The 16070-nt window shown below is 67.8% G+C and carries 16 protein-coding genes; 10 read left to right on the forward strand and 6 right to left on the reverse strand.

Features of this window, described 5'->3' with window-relative positions; translation table 11 throughout:
- Positions 1-46 precede the first annotated feature (46 nt).
- The 6 genes from OG295_RS29740 to OG295_RS29765 all read left to right on the forward strand — a co-directional run bounded on the left by OG295_RS29740 (position 47) and on the right by OG295_RS29765 (position 5487).
- Positions 47-1312 (forward strand): MFS transporter, encoded by a 1266-nt coding sequence (locus OG295_RS29740; RefSeq protein ID WP_371679689.1) that lies wholly within the window; start codon positions 47-49, stop codon positions 1310-1312.
- A gap of 35 nt (positions 1313-1347) precedes the next feature.
- Complete coding sequence (locus OG295_RS29745; RefSeq protein WP_371679690.1) at positions 1348-1758, forward strand: hypothetical protein; 411 nt, start codon at positions 1348-1350, stop codon at positions 1756-1758.
- Between the two features lie 56 nt (positions 1759-1814).
- Positions 1815-3074 (forward strand): acetyl-CoA carboxylase biotin carboxylase subunit family protein, encoded by a 1260-nt coding sequence (locus OG295_RS29750; RefSeq protein ID WP_371679692.1) that lies wholly within the window; start codon positions 1815-1817, stop codon positions 3072-3074.
- A gap of 32 nt (positions 3075-3106) precedes the next feature.
- Positions 3107-3946, forward strand: a complete 840-nt coding sequence (locus tag OG295_RS29755; RefSeq protein WP_371679693.1) for a DUF317 domain-containing protein — start codon at positions 3107-3109, stop codon at positions 3944-3946.
- Positions 3947-4070: 124 nt separating this feature from the next.
- On the forward strand, positions 4071-4433 hold the full coding sequence (locus tag OG295_RS29760; RefSeq protein ID WP_371679694.1) for a hypothetical protein: 363 nt from the start codon (positions 4071-4073) through the stop codon (positions 4431-4433).
- A gap of 61 nt (positions 4434-4494) precedes the next feature.
- Positions 4495-5487: a SpaA isopeptide-forming pilin-related protein gene (locus OG295_RS29765; protein ID WP_371679695.1), complete on the forward strand. Its 993-nt coding sequence runs from the start codon at positions 4495-4497 to the stop codon at positions 5485-5487.
- A gap of 415 nt (positions 5488-5902) precedes the next feature.
- Here the strand turns inward: OG295_RS29765 and OG295_RS29770 are convergent, their stop codons facing one another.
- The 6 genes from OG295_RS29770 to OG295_RS29795 form a co-directional block, all read right to left on the reverse strand.
- Entirely contained in the window at positions 5903-6010 is a 108-nt protein-coding gene (locus OG295_RS29770; RefSeq protein ID WP_371679696.1) for a putative leader peptide, read from the reverse strand.
- A gap of 270 nt (positions 6011-6280) precedes the next feature.
- On the reverse strand, positions 6281-7705 hold the full coding sequence (locus OG295_RS29775; protein ID WP_371679697.1) for a hypothetical protein: 1425 nt from the start codon (positions 7703-7705) through the stop codon (positions 6281-6283).
- A gap of 40 nt (positions 7706-7745) precedes the next feature.
- Positions 7746-9200 carry a hypothetical protein gene (locus OG295_RS29780; RefSeq protein WP_371679698.1) on the reverse strand — a complete coding sequence of 485 codons (1455 nt, stop codon included), beginning with the start codon at positions 9198-9200 and terminating at the stop codon, positions 7746-7748.
- A 12-nt stretch (positions 9201-9212) separates the two neighbouring features.
- Positions 9213-10766: a hypothetical protein gene (locus OG295_RS29785; RefSeq protein ID WP_371679699.1), complete on the reverse strand. Its 1554-nt coding sequence runs from the start codon at positions 10764-10766 to the stop codon at positions 9213-9215.
- Between the two features lie 11 nt (positions 10767-10777).
- On the reverse strand, positions 10778-12883 hold the full coding sequence (locus OG295_RS29790; RefSeq protein WP_371679700.1) for a CHAT domain-containing protein: 2106 nt from the start codon (positions 12881-12883) through the stop codon (positions 10778-10780).
- 159 nt (positions 12884-13042) lie between these two features.
- Positions 13043-13225, reverse strand: coding sequence for a hypothetical protein (locus OG295_RS29795; RefSeq protein ID WP_371679701.1), 183 nt, complete (start codon positions 13223-13225; stop codon positions 13043-13045).
- Positions 13226-13741: 516 nt separating this feature from the next.
- Between OG295_RS29795 and OG295_RS29800 the strand changes: the two genes are divergently transcribed.
- The 4 genes from OG295_RS29800 to OG295_RS29815 all read left to right on the forward strand — a co-directional run bounded on the left by OG295_RS29800 (position 13742) and on the right by OG295_RS29815 (position 16025).
- Positions 13742-14389: a restriction endonuclease gene (locus OG295_RS29800; protein WP_371679702.1), complete on the forward strand. Its 648-nt coding sequence runs from the start codon at positions 13742-13744 to the stop codon at positions 14387-14389.
- Positions 14390-14491: 102 nt separating this feature from the next.
- A complete protein-coding gene (locus OG295_RS29805) occupies positions 14492-14812 on the forward strand; it encodes a DUF6087 family protein (RefSeq protein WP_371679703.1) in 321 nt (106 codons plus the stop codon).
- Positions 14813-15200: 388 nt separating this feature from the next.
- A complete protein-coding gene (locus tag OG295_RS29810; protein WP_057233722.1) occupies positions 15201-15404 on the forward strand; it encodes a cold-shock protein in 204 nt (67 codons plus the stop codon).
- Between the two features lie 258 nt (positions 15405-15662).
- Complete coding sequence (locus OG295_RS29815) at positions 15663-16025, forward strand: DUF317 domain-containing protein (protein WP_371679704.1); 363 nt, start codon at positions 15663-15665, stop codon at positions 16023-16025.
- Positions 16026-16070: the final 45 nt, after the last annotated feature.

Genomic DNA, 16070 nt, shown 5'->3' on the forward strand with positions numbered 1-16070 from the left:
CCTGTTCTGCTCGCCGCGGCGGGCGTCTCCTTGCGTGAAAGCGACGATGACCGATCTTGTGATCGCCGGCCCACGGCATGCCCTCCTCCCGCAGCTGTCCCTGCTGCGCCGCATCTACCTCCCTCGTACTGCCGATGCCGGCGCGTTCGCGATGACCACGTACGGCATCCCGCTGATCGTCCTCGCCACCACCCGCTCCGCCACCCTCACCGGGCTGGCGTTCGCACTCGAGTGGATCCCCCGCCTCGCTGCGTTCTCCTTGGCCGGGACGATGGTCGACCGGCACGGCACCAAGCGGGTCTTCCGTATCGCCTCCGTGCTGCGCGCCCTGGTGGTCCTGGCCGCGGCGGCCATCCTGCCCACCCAGGCAGGTGGCCCCGGAGCGACGATCACGGTGATGGCGCTCGCCGCCATCACCGGCGTGGCCACCGAGTTCTCCTACATCGCGGCCGAGACGGCCGGGGCGGCGGCCAGCAAGGACGCGGGGGACCGGGCCCACCGGGTGCAGTCGGCCCTCCTGGGCATCGACCAGACCGCCACCCTCGCCGGGCCCGCAGCCGCCGGATTCCTCCTGCACTGGGTCGGCGTCACCGGCACCCTGATCACCATCGCCGCCTGTTCCCTACTGGGAGCCGCCCTCGCCCCCTGGCACCGCGAGACCCGCCTGGTCCCCGCCGCCGCATCCAAGCTCACCGGACTGCACACCGGATGGACGACCCTCGCCTCCCTGCCGGCCCTCGCCTGGCTGATCGCCGGACTCACCGTCTCCAACCTCGCCACCGGCATGCTCCAGGCCGCCGCTCCGATCATCGTCGTGCAGCACCTGGGTCACTCCAGCGCCGCCGTCGGCGTGATCTGGTCGGCCGCCGCCGCAGCCTCCCTCGTCACGGTCGCCTGCTGCCGCTACGCCATCGACCGCGTCGGCCTGTGGCCCACCGGGGCCGCCAGCGCCGTAGTCGCAGCCCTGGCTGGCCTCGCCGTCTCCCAGGCCAGCACGTACAACCAGCTCCTCGTCCTCACCGCCGTACTAATGGCCGGTGAGGGCGGCATGACGGTCGTCCTGCGCACCCTGCGCTCCCACCTCATCCCCGAACGCGTCTTCGGCGCCACCCTCAGCATCACCATCCTGATCATGCTCGCCCCGTTTCCGCTCGCCGGAATGCTCGTCGCCCTCACCCCCGCAGCGGCACTCGGACACGTTCTGACCGGCTGCGCGGCCCTCCAGGCCATCGGCCTCTTCAGCACGTTCTGGCACCTGCGCCACGAACCCGCCATGCGCCACCACCACGCTGTCGCACCCGAGCGGACCTGACCTCCCCAGCCCCGCTCACCCGACCAGGGAGACCCATGCCCCCGAGCCCTTCGGTCATCTCCTCGCTCAGCGCCGACCAAGCCGCAGCAGCGGGAAGTCTCATACGGCTGCTCGCCGCCCGCTTCGACACCCTGCCCGTCGGCGAGACCAACGCCTTGGCACAGAACCTCCTCGCCGAAGACGGCCTCGTCGCCGACGTCCAGCACCTGCTCCGCGCCGTATCCCACTGGGCGGGAACCAGCGGTCCGTCCCTGTACGAGGGACCGCTCCCCTTCGAAGTCCAAGACGCCCTCAGCCAGGCAGCAGACCAACTGGCACCGCTGGCGGCCTTGGCCAAGGAGACGGTCTTCCCCCTGGCCCTGCCTCGCCGGCAACCACCACCCGCAGCGGTATCACCCGCGTCCCGCCTCGTGGCCACCACCCAAGGCCCCGGCCTGCGCCGCTGACCTTCCCGCGCCCCGATAGCTCCCGCTCCCTGTCTGTTTCGAAAGGCCCGCGACTCTTGACCCCGTCCAAGAACCTTCGTACTGCCACGTCCCGCCCTGTTGTTCTGGTCGTCGCGCCCAACGACGAGCTGTACCGCGGCTACTGCCTCGAATCCGTGGCCGCCGTCTACGACACGGTCGTCATCACCCCGGCCGCCCTCACCTGGGAGAAGGCCCTCGTCGCCGACCACGAGGTCGCGGACCCGTACGACATCGAAGCGCTGCTGGCAGCGGGGGAGGCGCTGGCCGCACGACAGCCCATCTCCGCCGTGCTCACCTGGAACGAGATGCTCCTGGTCAACACCGCGATCCTCGCCCAGCACCTACAGGTGGCCACCGACCGCCCCGACGTCATCCACGGATGCCGCGACAAGTCCCTCAGCCGCGAGCTCTTCGACTACCACCGAGTGCCGTCCGCCCGGTCACTGAAGGCCGTCAACCTCCTGGAGGCGGCCCTTGCCGCCGAGTTCATCGGCTATCCCGTCGTCGTCAAACCGTCCGGGCAGGCCGGGAGCGTCGGCGTCATCCGCGTCGACCGCGCCGAAGAACTCCCCGCCGGCTTCGAGTTCGCGACCGAAGGCGCGAGCCTGTGGGGCGGCAAGTCCACCGACGTTCTGGTCGAGGAGTACCTCGACGGCGAAGAGATCTCCGTCGAATGCGTCACCCACCACGGAGTCACCACCCCGGTTGCCGTCACCCGCAAGCAGCTCGCCTTCGCCCCCTACTTCGAAGAAGTCGGCCACACCGTGGACGCCACCGACCCCCTGCTCCGCCGCGTCGGACCGGTCGCCCAGGCAGCCGTCGCCGCACTCGGGCTCACCACCGGAATCCAGCACGTGGAGATGCGCCTCACCAGCACGGGCCCGCGGATCATCGAAGTGAACGGCCGGATCGGCGGCGACCTGATCGGCAAGCTCGTCCTGCTAGCCACCGGCATCGACCTGCCCCGCGCCGCAGCCGACCTTGCCCTCGGCCTCCAGCCCGACCTCACCCCCACCCGACAGCAGGCCGCTGCCGTCGCCCTCCTCTACCCGGAGGTCTCCGGCACCGTCATCGAGCGGGGCGTCGACCCGGAGTTCGCCGGGGCCGCCGACTGGCTGGAGCAGGCCAGCTGGATCCTCTCCCCGGGCGAGCAGGTCACCCTGCCGCCCGAGGGCGACGTCGATGTCGCCCGCGTCGGCCTCCTCGTCGTCACCGCCCCCGACGCCGACCAGGCCGAAGCCCGCCTCCGGGCCGCCCGCGACCACGTCACGATCACCGTCACGCCGACCGCGTAGCCGCCAACCACCCCTGCCTTCTGGACTGCTCTTTGACCGACACCGCACCTGAACCGATCGAGGGTGACGTCTACGTCACCCCCCGATACCTGGCCGGCAGCGCCTGGATCGCCGATGACGCCCTCCAGCCACTGTTCGAACTCGGCTGGGACCGCCACCACGACGAGGTCTCCAACCTGTACGTCGCCTCCCCGGACCGCAAGATCCGACTCGGCTTCCTCCCCGAAGGCGACGACGACGGCCTCTGGCGCATCACGGCCTACCGCGACGCCTTCGCCGCCCCCGCCTGGGGCGTGTGCTTCAACGACACGACTCCCACGGAACTGGTCACCGCCTTCACCACCGCCCTCGCCACCGCGTATGCCCAGGGCCCCGACGCCTACCTCGACAAGGAGCCACGCGACCGCTTCGACGCCGTTGCCCCGCTCCTGAAAAGCGGCTGGGAACTCCAGCACCCCCGCTGGGGCGTGTTGGAACTCCAGAGCGCCGACGGCCTGGCCGGCCTGGAGTACGTCACCGACCGGCTCGACGAGACCAAGGAGCTGACCACGCTGGAGGCTCGCTGGTACATGTGGGGCGGCCCGAAGGGACCCCGCTGGTACGCCACTGCCTCCACCGGCACCCCGGTCCACCTGGTCACCGCGATCACCACCGCCCTGGCCGACCCGGCCCCGGTCCCTCGATGGAAGGACTGGATGCCCTCCTCGCTACTCCCGCACATCCAGCTCACACCGATCGTCCCACCCCCACCGCCGGCGCCCACTCCGCTAGACGTGCACCGCCGCACGGCAGCCCGACCCCGGCCGACGCTCACCACGACCAGCGTGCCGCGATGGAGCACCAGCACCGGCCCGACCCCCGCTCGCCGCTGACCCAAGCACTGGAGCCCACCTGTCCCTGCATGCCACGGAGTTCTTCACCGAACTCCAGCCACCCTTCCCCGTCGGCGTCGTCGTCGGGAACACCTACTACGGCGCCCCATCAGCCGACTCCCCGGTGCGCATCCGTATCGACTTCCAGCGCACGATCCGGCACCGGGAGTACGACGGCCTGCGCCTGGCGCTGCTCCGTCCCTACCTGGGAACCCTGGACGCGGCTTCCCTCTCCTTCGCAGACCACCAGACCTTCGCCCGGCGTGACGCGGCAAAGGGCATCGGCCCCGGATGGGACGGCTACGCCCGCATCCGCGACTGGCACGAGGACGGCCCCCCGCCCTGGAACGGTGCCGACCTGACCGGTCTTCGCCGCGCTATCACGCACTACATCCAGATCTGGGCTCCCGCCCCGTCGCCCGAACACTCCCGCCCGAGCCTGCCCACCCTGCCGTCCGCACGCCCCGCCTCCGGCCGCTCCCGCTGACCTCCGGCCTCAGATGCCGCCCCGGCACACCGCCATCCACGATCAAGGACATCACTCCCTCATGCACTCCAGCGCCACCGACCGCTTCCCGACCGTAGTTGCTGCAACCGTGGCAGCCCTCACGGCAAGCACCCTGCTCAGCGCCCCAACCGCCTGGGCGGAAGCCCCCGAACCGCAGCCCGGCACCGTCGAGATCCTTAAGAAGGACCCCGAGGGAGCCCTCCTCGCGGGCGCCGAGTTCTCCCTGCTCGACACCCTGAACGGGACCAAGGCCCTGACCGGCAAGACCAACGCGGACGGCATCCTGCGCTTGGAAGGCGTCACCCCCGGCGTCTGGCGGCTCAAGGAGACCGCCACCGGCAGCCCGATCCACGACCTCGCATCGGACCAGGACGTCATCGTCACCCCCGGCCAGAGCGCGAAGCTCACGATCATCGACCACTTCAAGGACGCCGACCTCACGGTCACCAAGACCGACAAGTCCAGCGGCAAGCCGCTCGCCGGCGCCGTCATCAACATCACCCCGGCCAGCGGCGACGGCAAGCCCGTCACGCTGATCACCGGCAAGGACGGCACCGCCACCGCCAAGCTCCCCGTCGCAGCCCGCGCCGGCACCGTCTACACCGCCACCGAGACCAAGGCCCCCGACGGCTACCAGCTGGACTCCACCCCGGCGAAGATCACCGCCAAGCCCGGCGCATCGGCTACCGCCGCCTTCACCAACACCAAGAAGGAACAGCCGACCCAGCCGCCCACCACTCCGATGCCTACCCCGACGACCCCCACCACCCCGCCGGCCACACCGTCGGGCAAGCCGACCCCGAGCACGCCGGCCACCTCCCAGCCCCCCACCAGCTCCGCAGCCCCGACCCCGGAGCAGACCACCTCCAGCACCTCCTCGCCGGCTCCCACGGGCTCCCTCGCCCAGACCGGCGCGGACGCCACCGGATGGTTGCTGGCCGGAGCCGGAGTACTGCTCGCCGCGGGCGGCGGCGCACTGTTCGCCGTACGTCGGCGCCGAAACAAGTCCGAGGACGACCAGCCCACCGGCTAACCGGAGCCCCATAACCGAATACCACCGCCAGAAGGCCCCAGGAACCCAAGGAGCGCTTGCTTGGGTTCTGGGGCCTTCGTGCGGCTCGCAGGGTGGTGAGCGGTCTTGCGGCAGACACGAAGGTGTCCCTTCACTGGGTGGGTGTTCGGGAAGGTGGAGAGACGGGTGATGCGACGCCATCGGCACGCACGGCACCCACTGCCCGCCGCCGGTGGTGGAACGCCGTAGCAGGCTGAGAAGTGGAAAGGTGTCGCGGAGGCCACGGGGTGGACGTCGACCCGCTGCACATCGCACGCCGCGCGTGTAGCCGGCGCGGGGCGGTGAGGTCCGTCGAAGGGCTGCCCGGCCGACGGAGAGCGGGAAGACGAACCGCACAACGGTCCACGGCGCGTGGAGCCAGGCCCTACGGATGACGTCAGGCAGGCAGACAGATGGCGCTGGACGTCCGAACCAGGTCGATGTGCCGACGGGTGGTAAGAGGGGGCAGCAGACGGCGCGCATGATGCGGTGTTCGCACGGCCACCTCGCAACTCCCTAGTTTTCCGACCTGGTTGATAGGAATCTTGACAGACGGGAGTCACCCGCCCAAGAGGCGGCCCACATGATGGACGAGCACATGTCGCTGCGCGAAACACGCCGAGCCGACAGAGCCGACGCCGATCGCCTTCAGCCGCGGCCGACGGCGGCGCGGCGGGTCGATGAGCCCGGCGATGTGACCGCACCGGTGCCGACGCTGCAGACGAGAACGTCGAGGTGGTCCGGCTGGGCGGCGAGTTCGGCGGCCATCGGGGAGCTACCCGGCCGCGTTGTTGGGGTTGTTGTACTGGTCCGGCCAGTAGACACAGGACCTCGGACAGTCTGAGTGGCCACCGGTAGCCACCGCCTGCCAGATCGCATGCGCCACCGGCGGGTGGCAGATGTCGCTATGGGCTCCGGAGAAGCCTCCCCCGGATTTGATGACATCGTTCGCGTCCAAGTCGTATACGCCGTGAGGCTGGAAGTCGTACAACGTGTCGGCGGGACCGAGGTCCCCATCCGTCAAACCGATGCCGGGACCACGGAGGCCGAACGTGCCGATACCGCCGTAGGTCGGCAGCTCGCCGGCCTCGAAGTCGACCTGGTCCGCCGCCCCCGCACCCAATGGGTAGAAGACCCGGACCGCGCGGTCGTGAACTGAGGTCGTGGCAAGCACCGGTCCGCTGACCAGCCTGTCTGCCAGGATCCGGTGGAAGTATCCTGGCCTGCCGGGTCTCGACGGGATGCTCGAGCAGAGCGACCAAAGCGACATCGCTCCCTGCACGAGGACAAGGGTGTCCACCGGACGGGCGGCCTGGTCTTCTGCGGCTCGCCCTACAGCAGCGCAGACGACTATGCAGCCAAAGCTGTGTCCCATCAGATGGAAGCGCGCGTCGGGTGCCGCACGCCGAAGGTCGCTGAGCAGGGTTGCGGCCCCGTTTTCTCCGAAGGCCCGGGCTCGCCGCTTCATCTGCCAGAACGTCAGTGTACGCAGCGGTGCAAGGAGGCCTCCGAGAGACGGCCCGCCGAAGGCGGCGACCTCCTCCTCCAGCCGGCAGGCCTGGTAGGTGGCCTCGGCGTCAAACGGTTTCCGGTCCTCACCGGGCGCTGCCCCAGCCCCGTCGCTGCCCGCGCCCGTCTCTGCGTCGATCACCGCGTATGCCTGACGTACTGGCTCGGGCAGGATCTCCGGCGCGGCATCCATCAAGGCGCTCCGCAGGATCGTACGGAGCGCCTTTCGAGTCGGCGGCGTGTCGGCAAGCAGCGTCGCATAGTGATCGACGTACCACTCAGTCCCATCACTGGACTCCTCTCCCTCGATGCCGGAGCGTTCGGCGTCAACGGACACCGCGTAGGACCCGCCTGGCTGATCCAGGAGCTCTTCGTCGCTCCAAGCCTTGCTCGGCCAGTGCAGGCCGACCAGCAGGGGCCGGTAGCCGCCGGGGCGCGCAGCCAGCGCGGCCCGGTCTTGGGTACAGGACTCCATCGTCGCGATCCAGCGGCTGTACTGCTTGCGTGCTCCCGGGACGTCTGCGTTCCAGCCGTGGCTGAAGACGAACACGTCCGTGGGTTGGCGCGCAGCGGCGAGCTTCAGCACAGCCGGGCTGTACGCCCCGTCGGCCTCTGCCCGCTCGCAGCCTCGGGCGTCGAAGGCGATGAGGTGATACTGAATGTCGGTGTCTGGCACTGTCTCGGCAGGCATCGGGCCCTCCTCAGGTGTCCCAGGGCGCTCCGAACGTGCTTCACGGCTGGAGAACGCCGCGAACAGCGGGGTCCCCTATCACGATGTAGTTCCGCGCGTCGTTGTTCGCCGTCCAGAGACCGACCAAGTCCCGGTCCTCAACGCGCAATCCGGCGCGTTCGATCAGGCTGAGCTTGCTGGTGAGCTGTGCGGAGACCTCCGCATACCGCGCGTTCAGGTACTCCATTGCGTTTCCGATCCGCTTGCCGTCGAGGATGGCAAGCAGGGTGCTGGTCATCGCGGCGATCTGCGGGGTCATATCGCCCCAGAGGAAGGAACAGCCCCAAGCGCGTTCGACGTGGCCTATGAAGGCCAGGGCGCCACCGGCGGGGTTACCGAGCAGCCGTTGCGGGAGGCGGGCCACGAAGGGCGACTCGGTGGCAGGCGGGGGCTCGTGATCGGTGGTGGGGTTGGGGAAATCCTCCGTAGTGGGTGTCCCGGCCCCGTAGCAGCAGAAGGAGAACACGGCCCGGGGAATGACCGGGCTGTCCTTGAGTACGTCGGCACCAGCGAGGTAGTGGTCGCTAGAGATCTTGCCCGGCCGCGTCAAGGGCCCCGGCCAGTCCTGGCAGAGCAGCGCCCCCTGGATCTCCCGGCGACCCTCGACCGAACGGCCCAGACCATGGGTCGCCGTGAAGAGTGTTTCGGGGGCCGACTCGCCGAACAGCAGATCATGAAGGCGCACCTTGGTCGCCCCCTCACCAATGTCTTCTGTGAGCCGGACCCCGGCGGCAAGCGAGCCCAGCTCGGCCCCGAGAGGCGTGACCAGCCGTGACGCGCTGAGCGCCGTTGGTCTGTCACCGGGATTGCGCGTGGCGAAAAGGTGGACCCGCGGCCCCTCACGCGTAGGCGCGCCGATGTCCGAGCCGCTCTCGGCGGCGATCACCGAGGCCGCGTAGGACGCGTACTCCGTGGCGGTGTCGAAGTGCACCCGACCCACCGCATAGCTCACGTCGAGCTGGTACTGGAAGGAGAACGGGATCTGTTCCGGGCTCCCCACGAGCAGCAGGTAATACGGCATGGACCGCGGGTCCACCGGTCCCGGCGCAAGGTGGTGCCGGGACCGGAACTCCTCGTCGGTCTCGCCGGCCTTCACCGTGAGTTCCCGGTAGAGATCGCCGGCCTGTTGCTGCCGCAGACGCCGCAGGGGTTCGAGGGCGGCCAGGACCTCAGGGTCCGTTTCCTCCGCGGTGACCAGTGCCCAGCCCACGGACGCCAGATCCTCCGGCTCCCAGCCGTACATCACACCCAAGTGCGGCTCGTCCCGCTCGAGACGGTTCCTGAGTTCCCGCAGGTGGCCTCGTTCCGGCTGACCCGCGCCGCGGATCTGCCCGGCCAGGGAGGCCAGAGGCGCCGGGGCGAAGAGATACTCACCCGTGTCCGCGTCGACCCCGTTGAAGACGGCCTGCTGCTCGTCGGCTCCGGTCACGCCGAAAAGGTCGTGTGCGTCAGGCATGGCCACCTCCGACTAGTAGAGCAGCAGGCCAACCAGTACCAGGATCACCGCTATCAGCAGGACGACGAGCGCGCTGAGGATGCCCACCGCGCCACGGGCGGCCGACATCAGTCGGCCACGCTGCGCCTCCTCCATGGAGGCTGCACGGAATTCGCGTTCCGTCGAGGTGAGGTCCTCGTCCTTGCCCAGGGCAAGGCGGGGAAGCTCGCGCGCCTGGGCCAGGAGTGCCTTGGGACGACCGCTGCGCTGCCAGTCGTGCGCGGTGACCTGCCACGGGGAGAGGTGGGCCCAGCGCCACTCGTCGTTGCTCTTCCGTACAGCTGTGATGAGCCGGTCGTGTTCCAGCTCGTACCAGGTGTTCTGGGCGCGGGTGTCGGCCCGGATGAGGTGCGCGTCTTCCAGCAACTTCAGGAGTTGTACGCCCTCCTCCCCTGGAGCTGGTCTTGTCACGGTCTGGCTGCGGAAGCCTTGTGTGGTGATCAGATGGTTCTCGAACCAGTCGCGGATCGTCTGCTCGGGTACGCCCGTTGTCGACGCGGCCTCGGCTACGAAATCTCCGTAGAACCGGCTGAGCGCGTCGTCGATATCGGCCGCCTTCACGTCGTCGAGGCTGATGGTGTCGAAGGCGTCGTGACGCGCTGCCTTGGCCTCACGCCACAGCCGGTGGCAGACGACCTGCAGTTGGACAGGCTCTACGTAGGGAGTCGGCTGCCATTCGCTGCGGTGGTCAGGACTACTGACCTTGGTCTGGGCCAGCCGCCCGATCAGCGCTTGTGCGCCGGCGTCCGAGAACCGCACTCCCCGCTCCTCAGCCGGACGCTGGATCGCCAGGCGCGCCTCCTGATGGGTAAGGAAATCGAGACGGTACCGCGCGCGCAGTTGGCCAGGGAGGAACTTGCGGTAGCGCTCCAGACCTCCCATGTAGTCCTCGCGCATCGCGAGGAGCAGCCAGAGCCTGTGCGGCCGGGCGCGCTGAGCGGCCCCGTCCGGAGCTTGGCGCTCTGCCGCCTGATCGGGGGAATACGACTCGCAGGAATGGGCGAACTCGCTCAACTCGCTGCCCAATTCCTCGAAGAATTCCGTCTTTTGCTCCCAGTCTGTCGGGTCGAGGGTGAGGGCCTCCTCGAATTGGTCGATGAGCAGGACCGGCTCCTGTTGTGGTCCGAATGGAGGCTCGGCCTCAGCCATGGCGCGATCGAGGATCTGCCGCAGCGTGCAGGACTCGAACAATTGTGGATCGGTGGATCGCTGGCCGAGTAGGTACAGTGCGAGACTGTATACATAGCGGTTGCGGACCTTCAGCCCTGGCGGCGGCTGTTTGTCCACCCGGGCCGGCCCCAGGGGACGGAAGCCGTTCTCGGCGAGGATCCCTATGACCGCTGACTGGATGAGCGAGGTCTTCCCGGCCCCGGACGGCGCGTGGAGGAGCACCACGCGTTCCGCGATGACGAGATTCGCGATTTCATTGGCTTCGAGCTCGCGGTTCGGCAGGTGCTCGCCCAGCTGGAAGGCTCGCGGCCCGATATACGGATTGTTGCTCGAACCGGTCATCCAGGTGGCCAGCATGGTCTCATCTCTCATCGGACGACCTCCAGCCGCCGGCTCAGCTCGGTCAGGAAGGTCTGAGGGGTGCCCCAGAAGATCTTTACGTTGTCCGGTCGGAAGTACGACTGCAGATACTTCTGCGCGGCTTCCGGCTCGATCACTTCGTTTCCGGGCCGGAGCTGGACCGCAACGTTGTCCGAACCGCTCACGCCGGGGTAGCCGAGGAAGTTCTTGATGCTCTGGAAGACCACGCGGAAATCCCAGTCGTCCAGCTGGTATCCCAGGAACATCAGCGAGGCACCGGTCATGTGGCCCTTAACGAGCGCGGGCAGTTCGGGGCGCTTGTCTACCCATGCGGTGAGCCAAGCGAAATAGTCATCCTCGGTCAGGACGAGTGACGCCGGGTTGTCGAGGCGTCCGAAGAGGTGATAGACCCACGGCTTCTCCACCGACGGCAGATCGGAGATGTCGACTCTGTCCCATTGCGCGCGGGGGGTCCACGGGAAGCACATGGTCACCGGAGACTTACCAGGTTCCCCTTCTAGCAGTGCGGCTTGGAGGAGATCGGTCCACCCCGTGGTCACATACAACTTGACCGGCAGCGAAGCAAGAACACGGTAAGGATCGTCGCAGTTCCTGCCGCGGAGCTGGCGTCCCACCTCGACAATCGTACCCGCAGGATCCTCTTCGATTGTCGACGGCGATATAGAGGCAAATGGGTCGTCGCCCTCGGCGTTCGCCTTCCTCTCCCGAAACTCCGTCTTCAAGTAGTCCTCTAGGTAGGCGCTCACCATGTTTTCCGAGTAGGAAACGCGGAGGTACTGGGCGACTTGGGCGAGATTCCCCCGACCGTGCGGGGCGATCGGCATCTGCCAACGTCGCACCCACCTGCGGGCAATCTCCTGCCGTGACCCCAGGATTCCGTCAGCCAGCCCGGGTCCGAGGACGGGAGTGAATCGGCCACTGCGAGCCATTGTCTCCAAAGCGTTCCACGTCTTCGTCAGACCACCAGTAGGCGTCAGCCGGTGATATGTCTGGCCGGAGCGTAGCCGGGAGAACAGTACGGGAACCCACCAGTCGGGTCGGTCCTGGATCGCGTTCCGCGCGGTTGCCATCGCCCGGTCCACGCTCAGATCCTCCGCGAACCGTTTGAAGAACGTGGGGGTGAAGATGTTGGCGGAGGCCTTGGTGATGTTGCCCTGCATGGCCACAACGGCGCCGACACCCGCACCCGCCAGCCTCGGGCCGAGCGCCGCGAGCGCGCCGTCGTCGTCACTGCGCAGCTCGCCGTCGTCGTCCTGGAACCCGTTGTCGGACCCCGCGGACTGACAGGAGATCAAAACAGCCAGCGTAGGCTTTCGTTCGAGCCCGCGGATCCGGTCGGCGAGTTGGAGCGCGTCTACCGGATCGGCGGTACCGTCCGGCGACTCCAGGAACAATACGGGGCGATCGTGGACCATCGCCCCGTGACAGACGAGGTACAGGATGTCGAAAGCCCCTTGGAAGTCGTCTATGCGCCGCATGATCTCGTCCAGGGTCGGCCGTCGGCCCGACCCGGCGAGCGTCTGGCACCGATAGGGCTGGAGTGCGATCCAGGCGTGTTCCATTTCTTCCTCGACCTTGATCGGGGCGAGTGGTTTTCCCTGGGGTCCGGGAGCGTATTTGTGCAAATCGTTCGGGGAGGCAATCACGATGAGGGCCCGCGTATCATGCTCGGTCCGCGGGGGCAGCGGATTCCAGTCGGCGTCGGTAAGGTATCTCGACAGAAGAATGTTGCCGCTCTTGGCGATGGGGATGTCGTCGGGTGTGCGCAGCAGCTCCCACCGTACGGAATGATATTTCGCGGGCCCGTCGAGATGGATTCGGAAATGCACCGTGCTGTCGCGCGCGGCGGAAACCGCATTTTCGAAGAAATTCGCTGTCTCGGCAGATTGCCCGAACACCATTCCGGTCAGAGCCTGACCGTAAGCATCGGCGTCGCCCAGGTGCCGGCCCAGTTCGGCCAGATCTATCGTGAGCGGCGTACTCGAATGTCGTGGCCAGTCGGCGGACGTGGCGTCCATGTAGCGAAGGTTGACATCGAAGGCATCCTGGCGCTTCGTCCAAGCCAAGCCGAACTCAAATTCGACGTCAGACATTGCTCCTCCGCATCACCATGCGGTCGGGGACGCCAGACACGCATGCCGCCTGGCATCTGCGTGGGGTCTTGGCTCTGCTCCGATGCTTTCAGTCTGATCCGGTGGAGATCAGGGGGCAACACCTGCGGCCATCCGCCAGCCAGGCCCTGGTCTCGCCCGTCAGGCGGGCGTCGGAAACCAGCGCAGCACAGCGGCCTTGGCGTCGGCGACCACAAATCCGTGGTGGCGCGGGTCGTAGACAAGAGCTGTGAGTTCCCGGGCCTCGGGTAGCGGCCAGACTGTGATCACGCCCGCCGTGGTGATCCGGCCCACGCCCGTGGAGGTGGGGAAACCAGAGTGCATGGTCAGGTCCGGCGATGATGATCCGTCTGCCAATCGCCTCCAGAGCGACGGCACTGTGCGGCGTGAAGTCCCCGCCGCACAGGGATGCGAGGATTGCTCCAGTCCACCCACTCCGCCGCCTCCCTGCCGAGCCGGGCCGACGCGGGTGGCGCTCGAACAGGCCGCCCGCGACTACCGCGAGGGCCAGGAGCCGAGGCTCCGAAGCGAGCCCTCAAGCGCAGAGCGAAGAAGACGCTGGGGGTTGTGCCGGACGTTACGTACCGGACCGCAGTGATCGCCCGGAAGCCGAACAGTCCGATCACCGACAAGCCGGCATGGAGGCCCTGCTCGAGGCTACGCGGCCGGTGGCGGTGCGTCGGTGGGACTCGCGCAGTCAGGATCGCAACACGGTGTACACCTTCGGCAGGCCATATGTCCGTGAGCTGCCTTCGCTCGTGCGACAGTGCCGCAGGAGGCAGACGCTGCCCCTGCGGACGATCTTCCGGCGGCTGCGGCCGGGCCCGGTAGAGTTCTGCGATGACGACTGCTCCAAACGGGCGAAACAAGACGAGGAAGCCCGCTGATGCCGCCTTTTGGCTGGCGTATGAGATGCGGGTGGCCGCGCTCGTTCGGGCCCTGGACGCCAATGCTTCCATCACACACAACGAGTTGCGGACCGGCGAGCTGAGCGGCGTTGCCCGCCAGATCGACGCGCTGGCAGTGGGCTCGATCGCCGGCCAGACACTCCACGTGGTCTTCGAAGCCAAGTGCTACGGACGTCGCGTCTCGATCGGAACGGTCGATGAGTTCATCGGCAAGTTGCTTGATCTGGGCGCAGAGCGAGGCATCCTCTACGCGGCCGGCGGCTTCACCGAAGGAGCGGTGAGGCGGGCGGAACGTGCTCTGAACCCGCGGGTCGGGTTGGAGCACCTTGCCGTGCCGGTTCCTGACGGCGCTGAGCCCGAGGTGCCCCTCGGCGGCATCGACCCCCGCTTCGACCGTCGCCCTCCGACCGTCCACGAGTACGCGCGACTTGAGTCACGCTGGTACGAGGACTCGCTGGACCGACTGGGCAGGGTTGAATCCACAGCGATCAGGCGGGAAGAGCCGTACGAGCCGTCGGCGCCCACCACCACGAGCTACCGGACGTTTCTCCTCGGTCAGGCCTTCCTCTACAAGCCGTAGCCAAGAGCCGTACACACGACCGCCCCCTCCTCCCGTCCTGGGAGAAGGGGGCGGCGTGCCGTCCGACTTCGGTAGGGTGCTGCCCCTCACGGAGGTACGACCATGACCGAAGAACCCCTCGAACGCTGGGCCGCCCGCCGGCAAGGGCGTCTGCGCAAGCCAGGCGAACTGAAGGCCATCACCCTGGGCACCGGCCCGCAGGGCGCCGCCCACGTCGACCCCGATGCTCCGCGCATGATCTTGGAGTGGGACGGTTTCGCCTGGCAGCCGGTCATGCCCGTGGAAAACTACGCAGCGGCCCGCCGCGTGCTCAACCCGCCGCCTGAAAACAGGCCCGCCGACCAGGCTGAGGCGACCGGCCCCGTCATGGGACGTAACCCCCTGGCCCCGGGTACTGGACGCCACCGCAAGCCCAGGTCCTGAAGCTGATTCAGCCGCCCCTACAGAGCACGCCGCCGGCAATGGTCAGTTCGTGTCCTGTGACAGCGGACTTGAACTGATTGTCATCGAAGTTGGATTGGCCGTTAACGACGGGTGACGGCTGTAGGGTCCGGTGATCGGGACGGCTATTGTGCCGACCGCCCTGGCGGCCCTCTGCTCCCGAACGTGTAGCAGGCCCGTGTCCTCTGCCTGGCAGGACTCTTGGGGCGATAGCGTGGTCGCCAGGAGCAGTTGTGGTTCCGAGCCGCTGCCCGGCCGTGTTCGCGGTTACGGGCTTCTCGCTGTTGGGGGACTGCGCCCGGGTGAGGCTGGCCGGACGCGGCGGTCGCGTAGTGCGGGCGCCAGCACTGCGCACGTCGAGGAGAACAGCATGGCTACTGGCATCGTGAAGTGGTTCAACGCCGAGAAGGGCTTCGGTTTCATCGAGCAGGACGGTGGCGGCGCTGACGTCTTCGCCCACTACTCGAACATCGCCGCCCAGGGCTTCCGCGAGCTGCAGGAGGGCCAGAAGGTCGAGTTCGATGTTACGCAGGGCCAGAAGGGCCCGCAGGCGGAGAACATCCGCCCGATCTGAGCCGTCCGCTTTCGACGCCCCGCAGGCAGCAGCCCTCAGCTGCCTGCGGGGCGTTGGCGTGATCGTCTGTCCCTGCCGTTCCCTACAGCTGCCACTGGCAAAGGTCCAACTTCGGTGGCAAGCGGTCCAACATCGCTGCCATAGGACAGTTCGCCCGGGGCAGACAGGAAAGAATCCCAAAGGACTGGTGCAACGCCGCAACGGATGTCAACGTAGACACCTTCCCCAAGAAACCCCAGGTCAGAGAGGTGTCTGCCCTTGACCGTGGACACAGCGCAACCCGGATTCTCCACGACCATCGAGGCCTTGCGACTACATACCTGGCGACTCGGCCCCGGACAGCCGGCCATGGTGATCGACCAGTTCACCGACGAGGACTTCAAGCTCGTCGTGGACGACCGAGCCGATATGCACATTAACTCCTGTGACGGGCGCTTCTACCTCGGCTGGTTCCCCACCGGACGTCCCGGCACCGACGGCGACGGCTGGGTGCTCGCCGTCACAGGCACGGCCACCGCCCCCGGCTATCGCGTCACCTTCGACACCGAGACCCCCGCCCAGGTCGTAGCCGCAGTGGTGGCGGAGGTCATCGCCACCTCCGCACCCGTACGCTCCCGCTGAACTTCCCCGTGTGCCGTGGCACGAACCCCGCGCACGCGACCTGAT

Origin of the sequence: Streptomyces sp. NBC_01276, assembly GCF_041435355.1 — a bacterium.
Classification (GTDB): domain Bacteria; phylum Actinomycetota; class Actinomycetes; order Streptomycetales; family Streptomycetaceae; genus Streptomyces.

What these genes read in the sequence shown, in the direction of transcription:
- OG295_RS29740 (WP_371679689.1), top strand. Translation starts at nt 47, where the DNA reads ATGACCGATCTTGTGATCGCCGGCCCACGGCATGCCCTCCTCCCGCAG.
- OG295_RS29745 (WP_371679690.1), top strand. Translation starts at nt 1,348, where the DNA reads ATGCCCCCGAGCCCTTCGGTCATCTCCTCGCTCAGCGCCGACCAAGCC.
- OG295_RS29765 (WP_371679695.1), top strand. Translation starts at nt 4,495, where the DNA reads ATGCACTCCAGCGCCACCGACCGCTTCCCGACCGTAGTTGCTGCAACC.
- OG295_RS29775 (WP_371679697.1), bottom strand. Translation starts at nt 7,705, where the DNA reads ATGCCTGCCGAGACAGTGCCAGACACCGACATTCAGTATCACCTCATC.
- OG295_RS29780 (WP_371679698.1), bottom strand. Translation starts at nt 9,200, where the DNA reads ATGCCTGACGCACACGACCTTTTCGGCGTGACCGGAGCCGACGAGCAG.
- OG295_RS29785 (WP_371679699.1), bottom strand. Translation starts at nt 10,766, where the DNA reads ATGCTGGCCACCTGGATGACCGGTTCGAGCAACAATCCGTATATCGGG.
- OG295_RS29790 (WP_371679700.1), bottom strand. Translation starts at nt 12,883, where the DNA reads ATGTCTGACGTCGAATTTGAGTTCGGCTTGGCTTGGACGAAGCGCCAG.
- OG295_RS29795 (WP_371679701.1), bottom strand. Translation starts at nt 13,225, where the DNA reads ATGCACTCTGGTTTCCCCACCTCCACGGGCGTGGGCCGGATCACCACG.
- OG295_RS29800 (WP_371679702.1), top strand. Translation starts at nt 13,742, where the DNA reads ATGACGACTGCTCCAAACGGGCGAAACAAGACGAGGAAGCCCGCTGAT.
- OG295_RS29805 (WP_371679703.1), top strand. Translation starts at nt 14,492, where the DNA reads ATGACCGAAGAACCCCTCGAACGCTGGGCCGCCCGCCGGCAAGGGCGT.
- OG295_RS29810 (WP_057233722.1), top strand. Translation starts at nt 15,201, where the DNA reads ATGGCTACTGGCATCGTGAAGTGGTTCAACGCCGAGAAGGGCTTCGGT.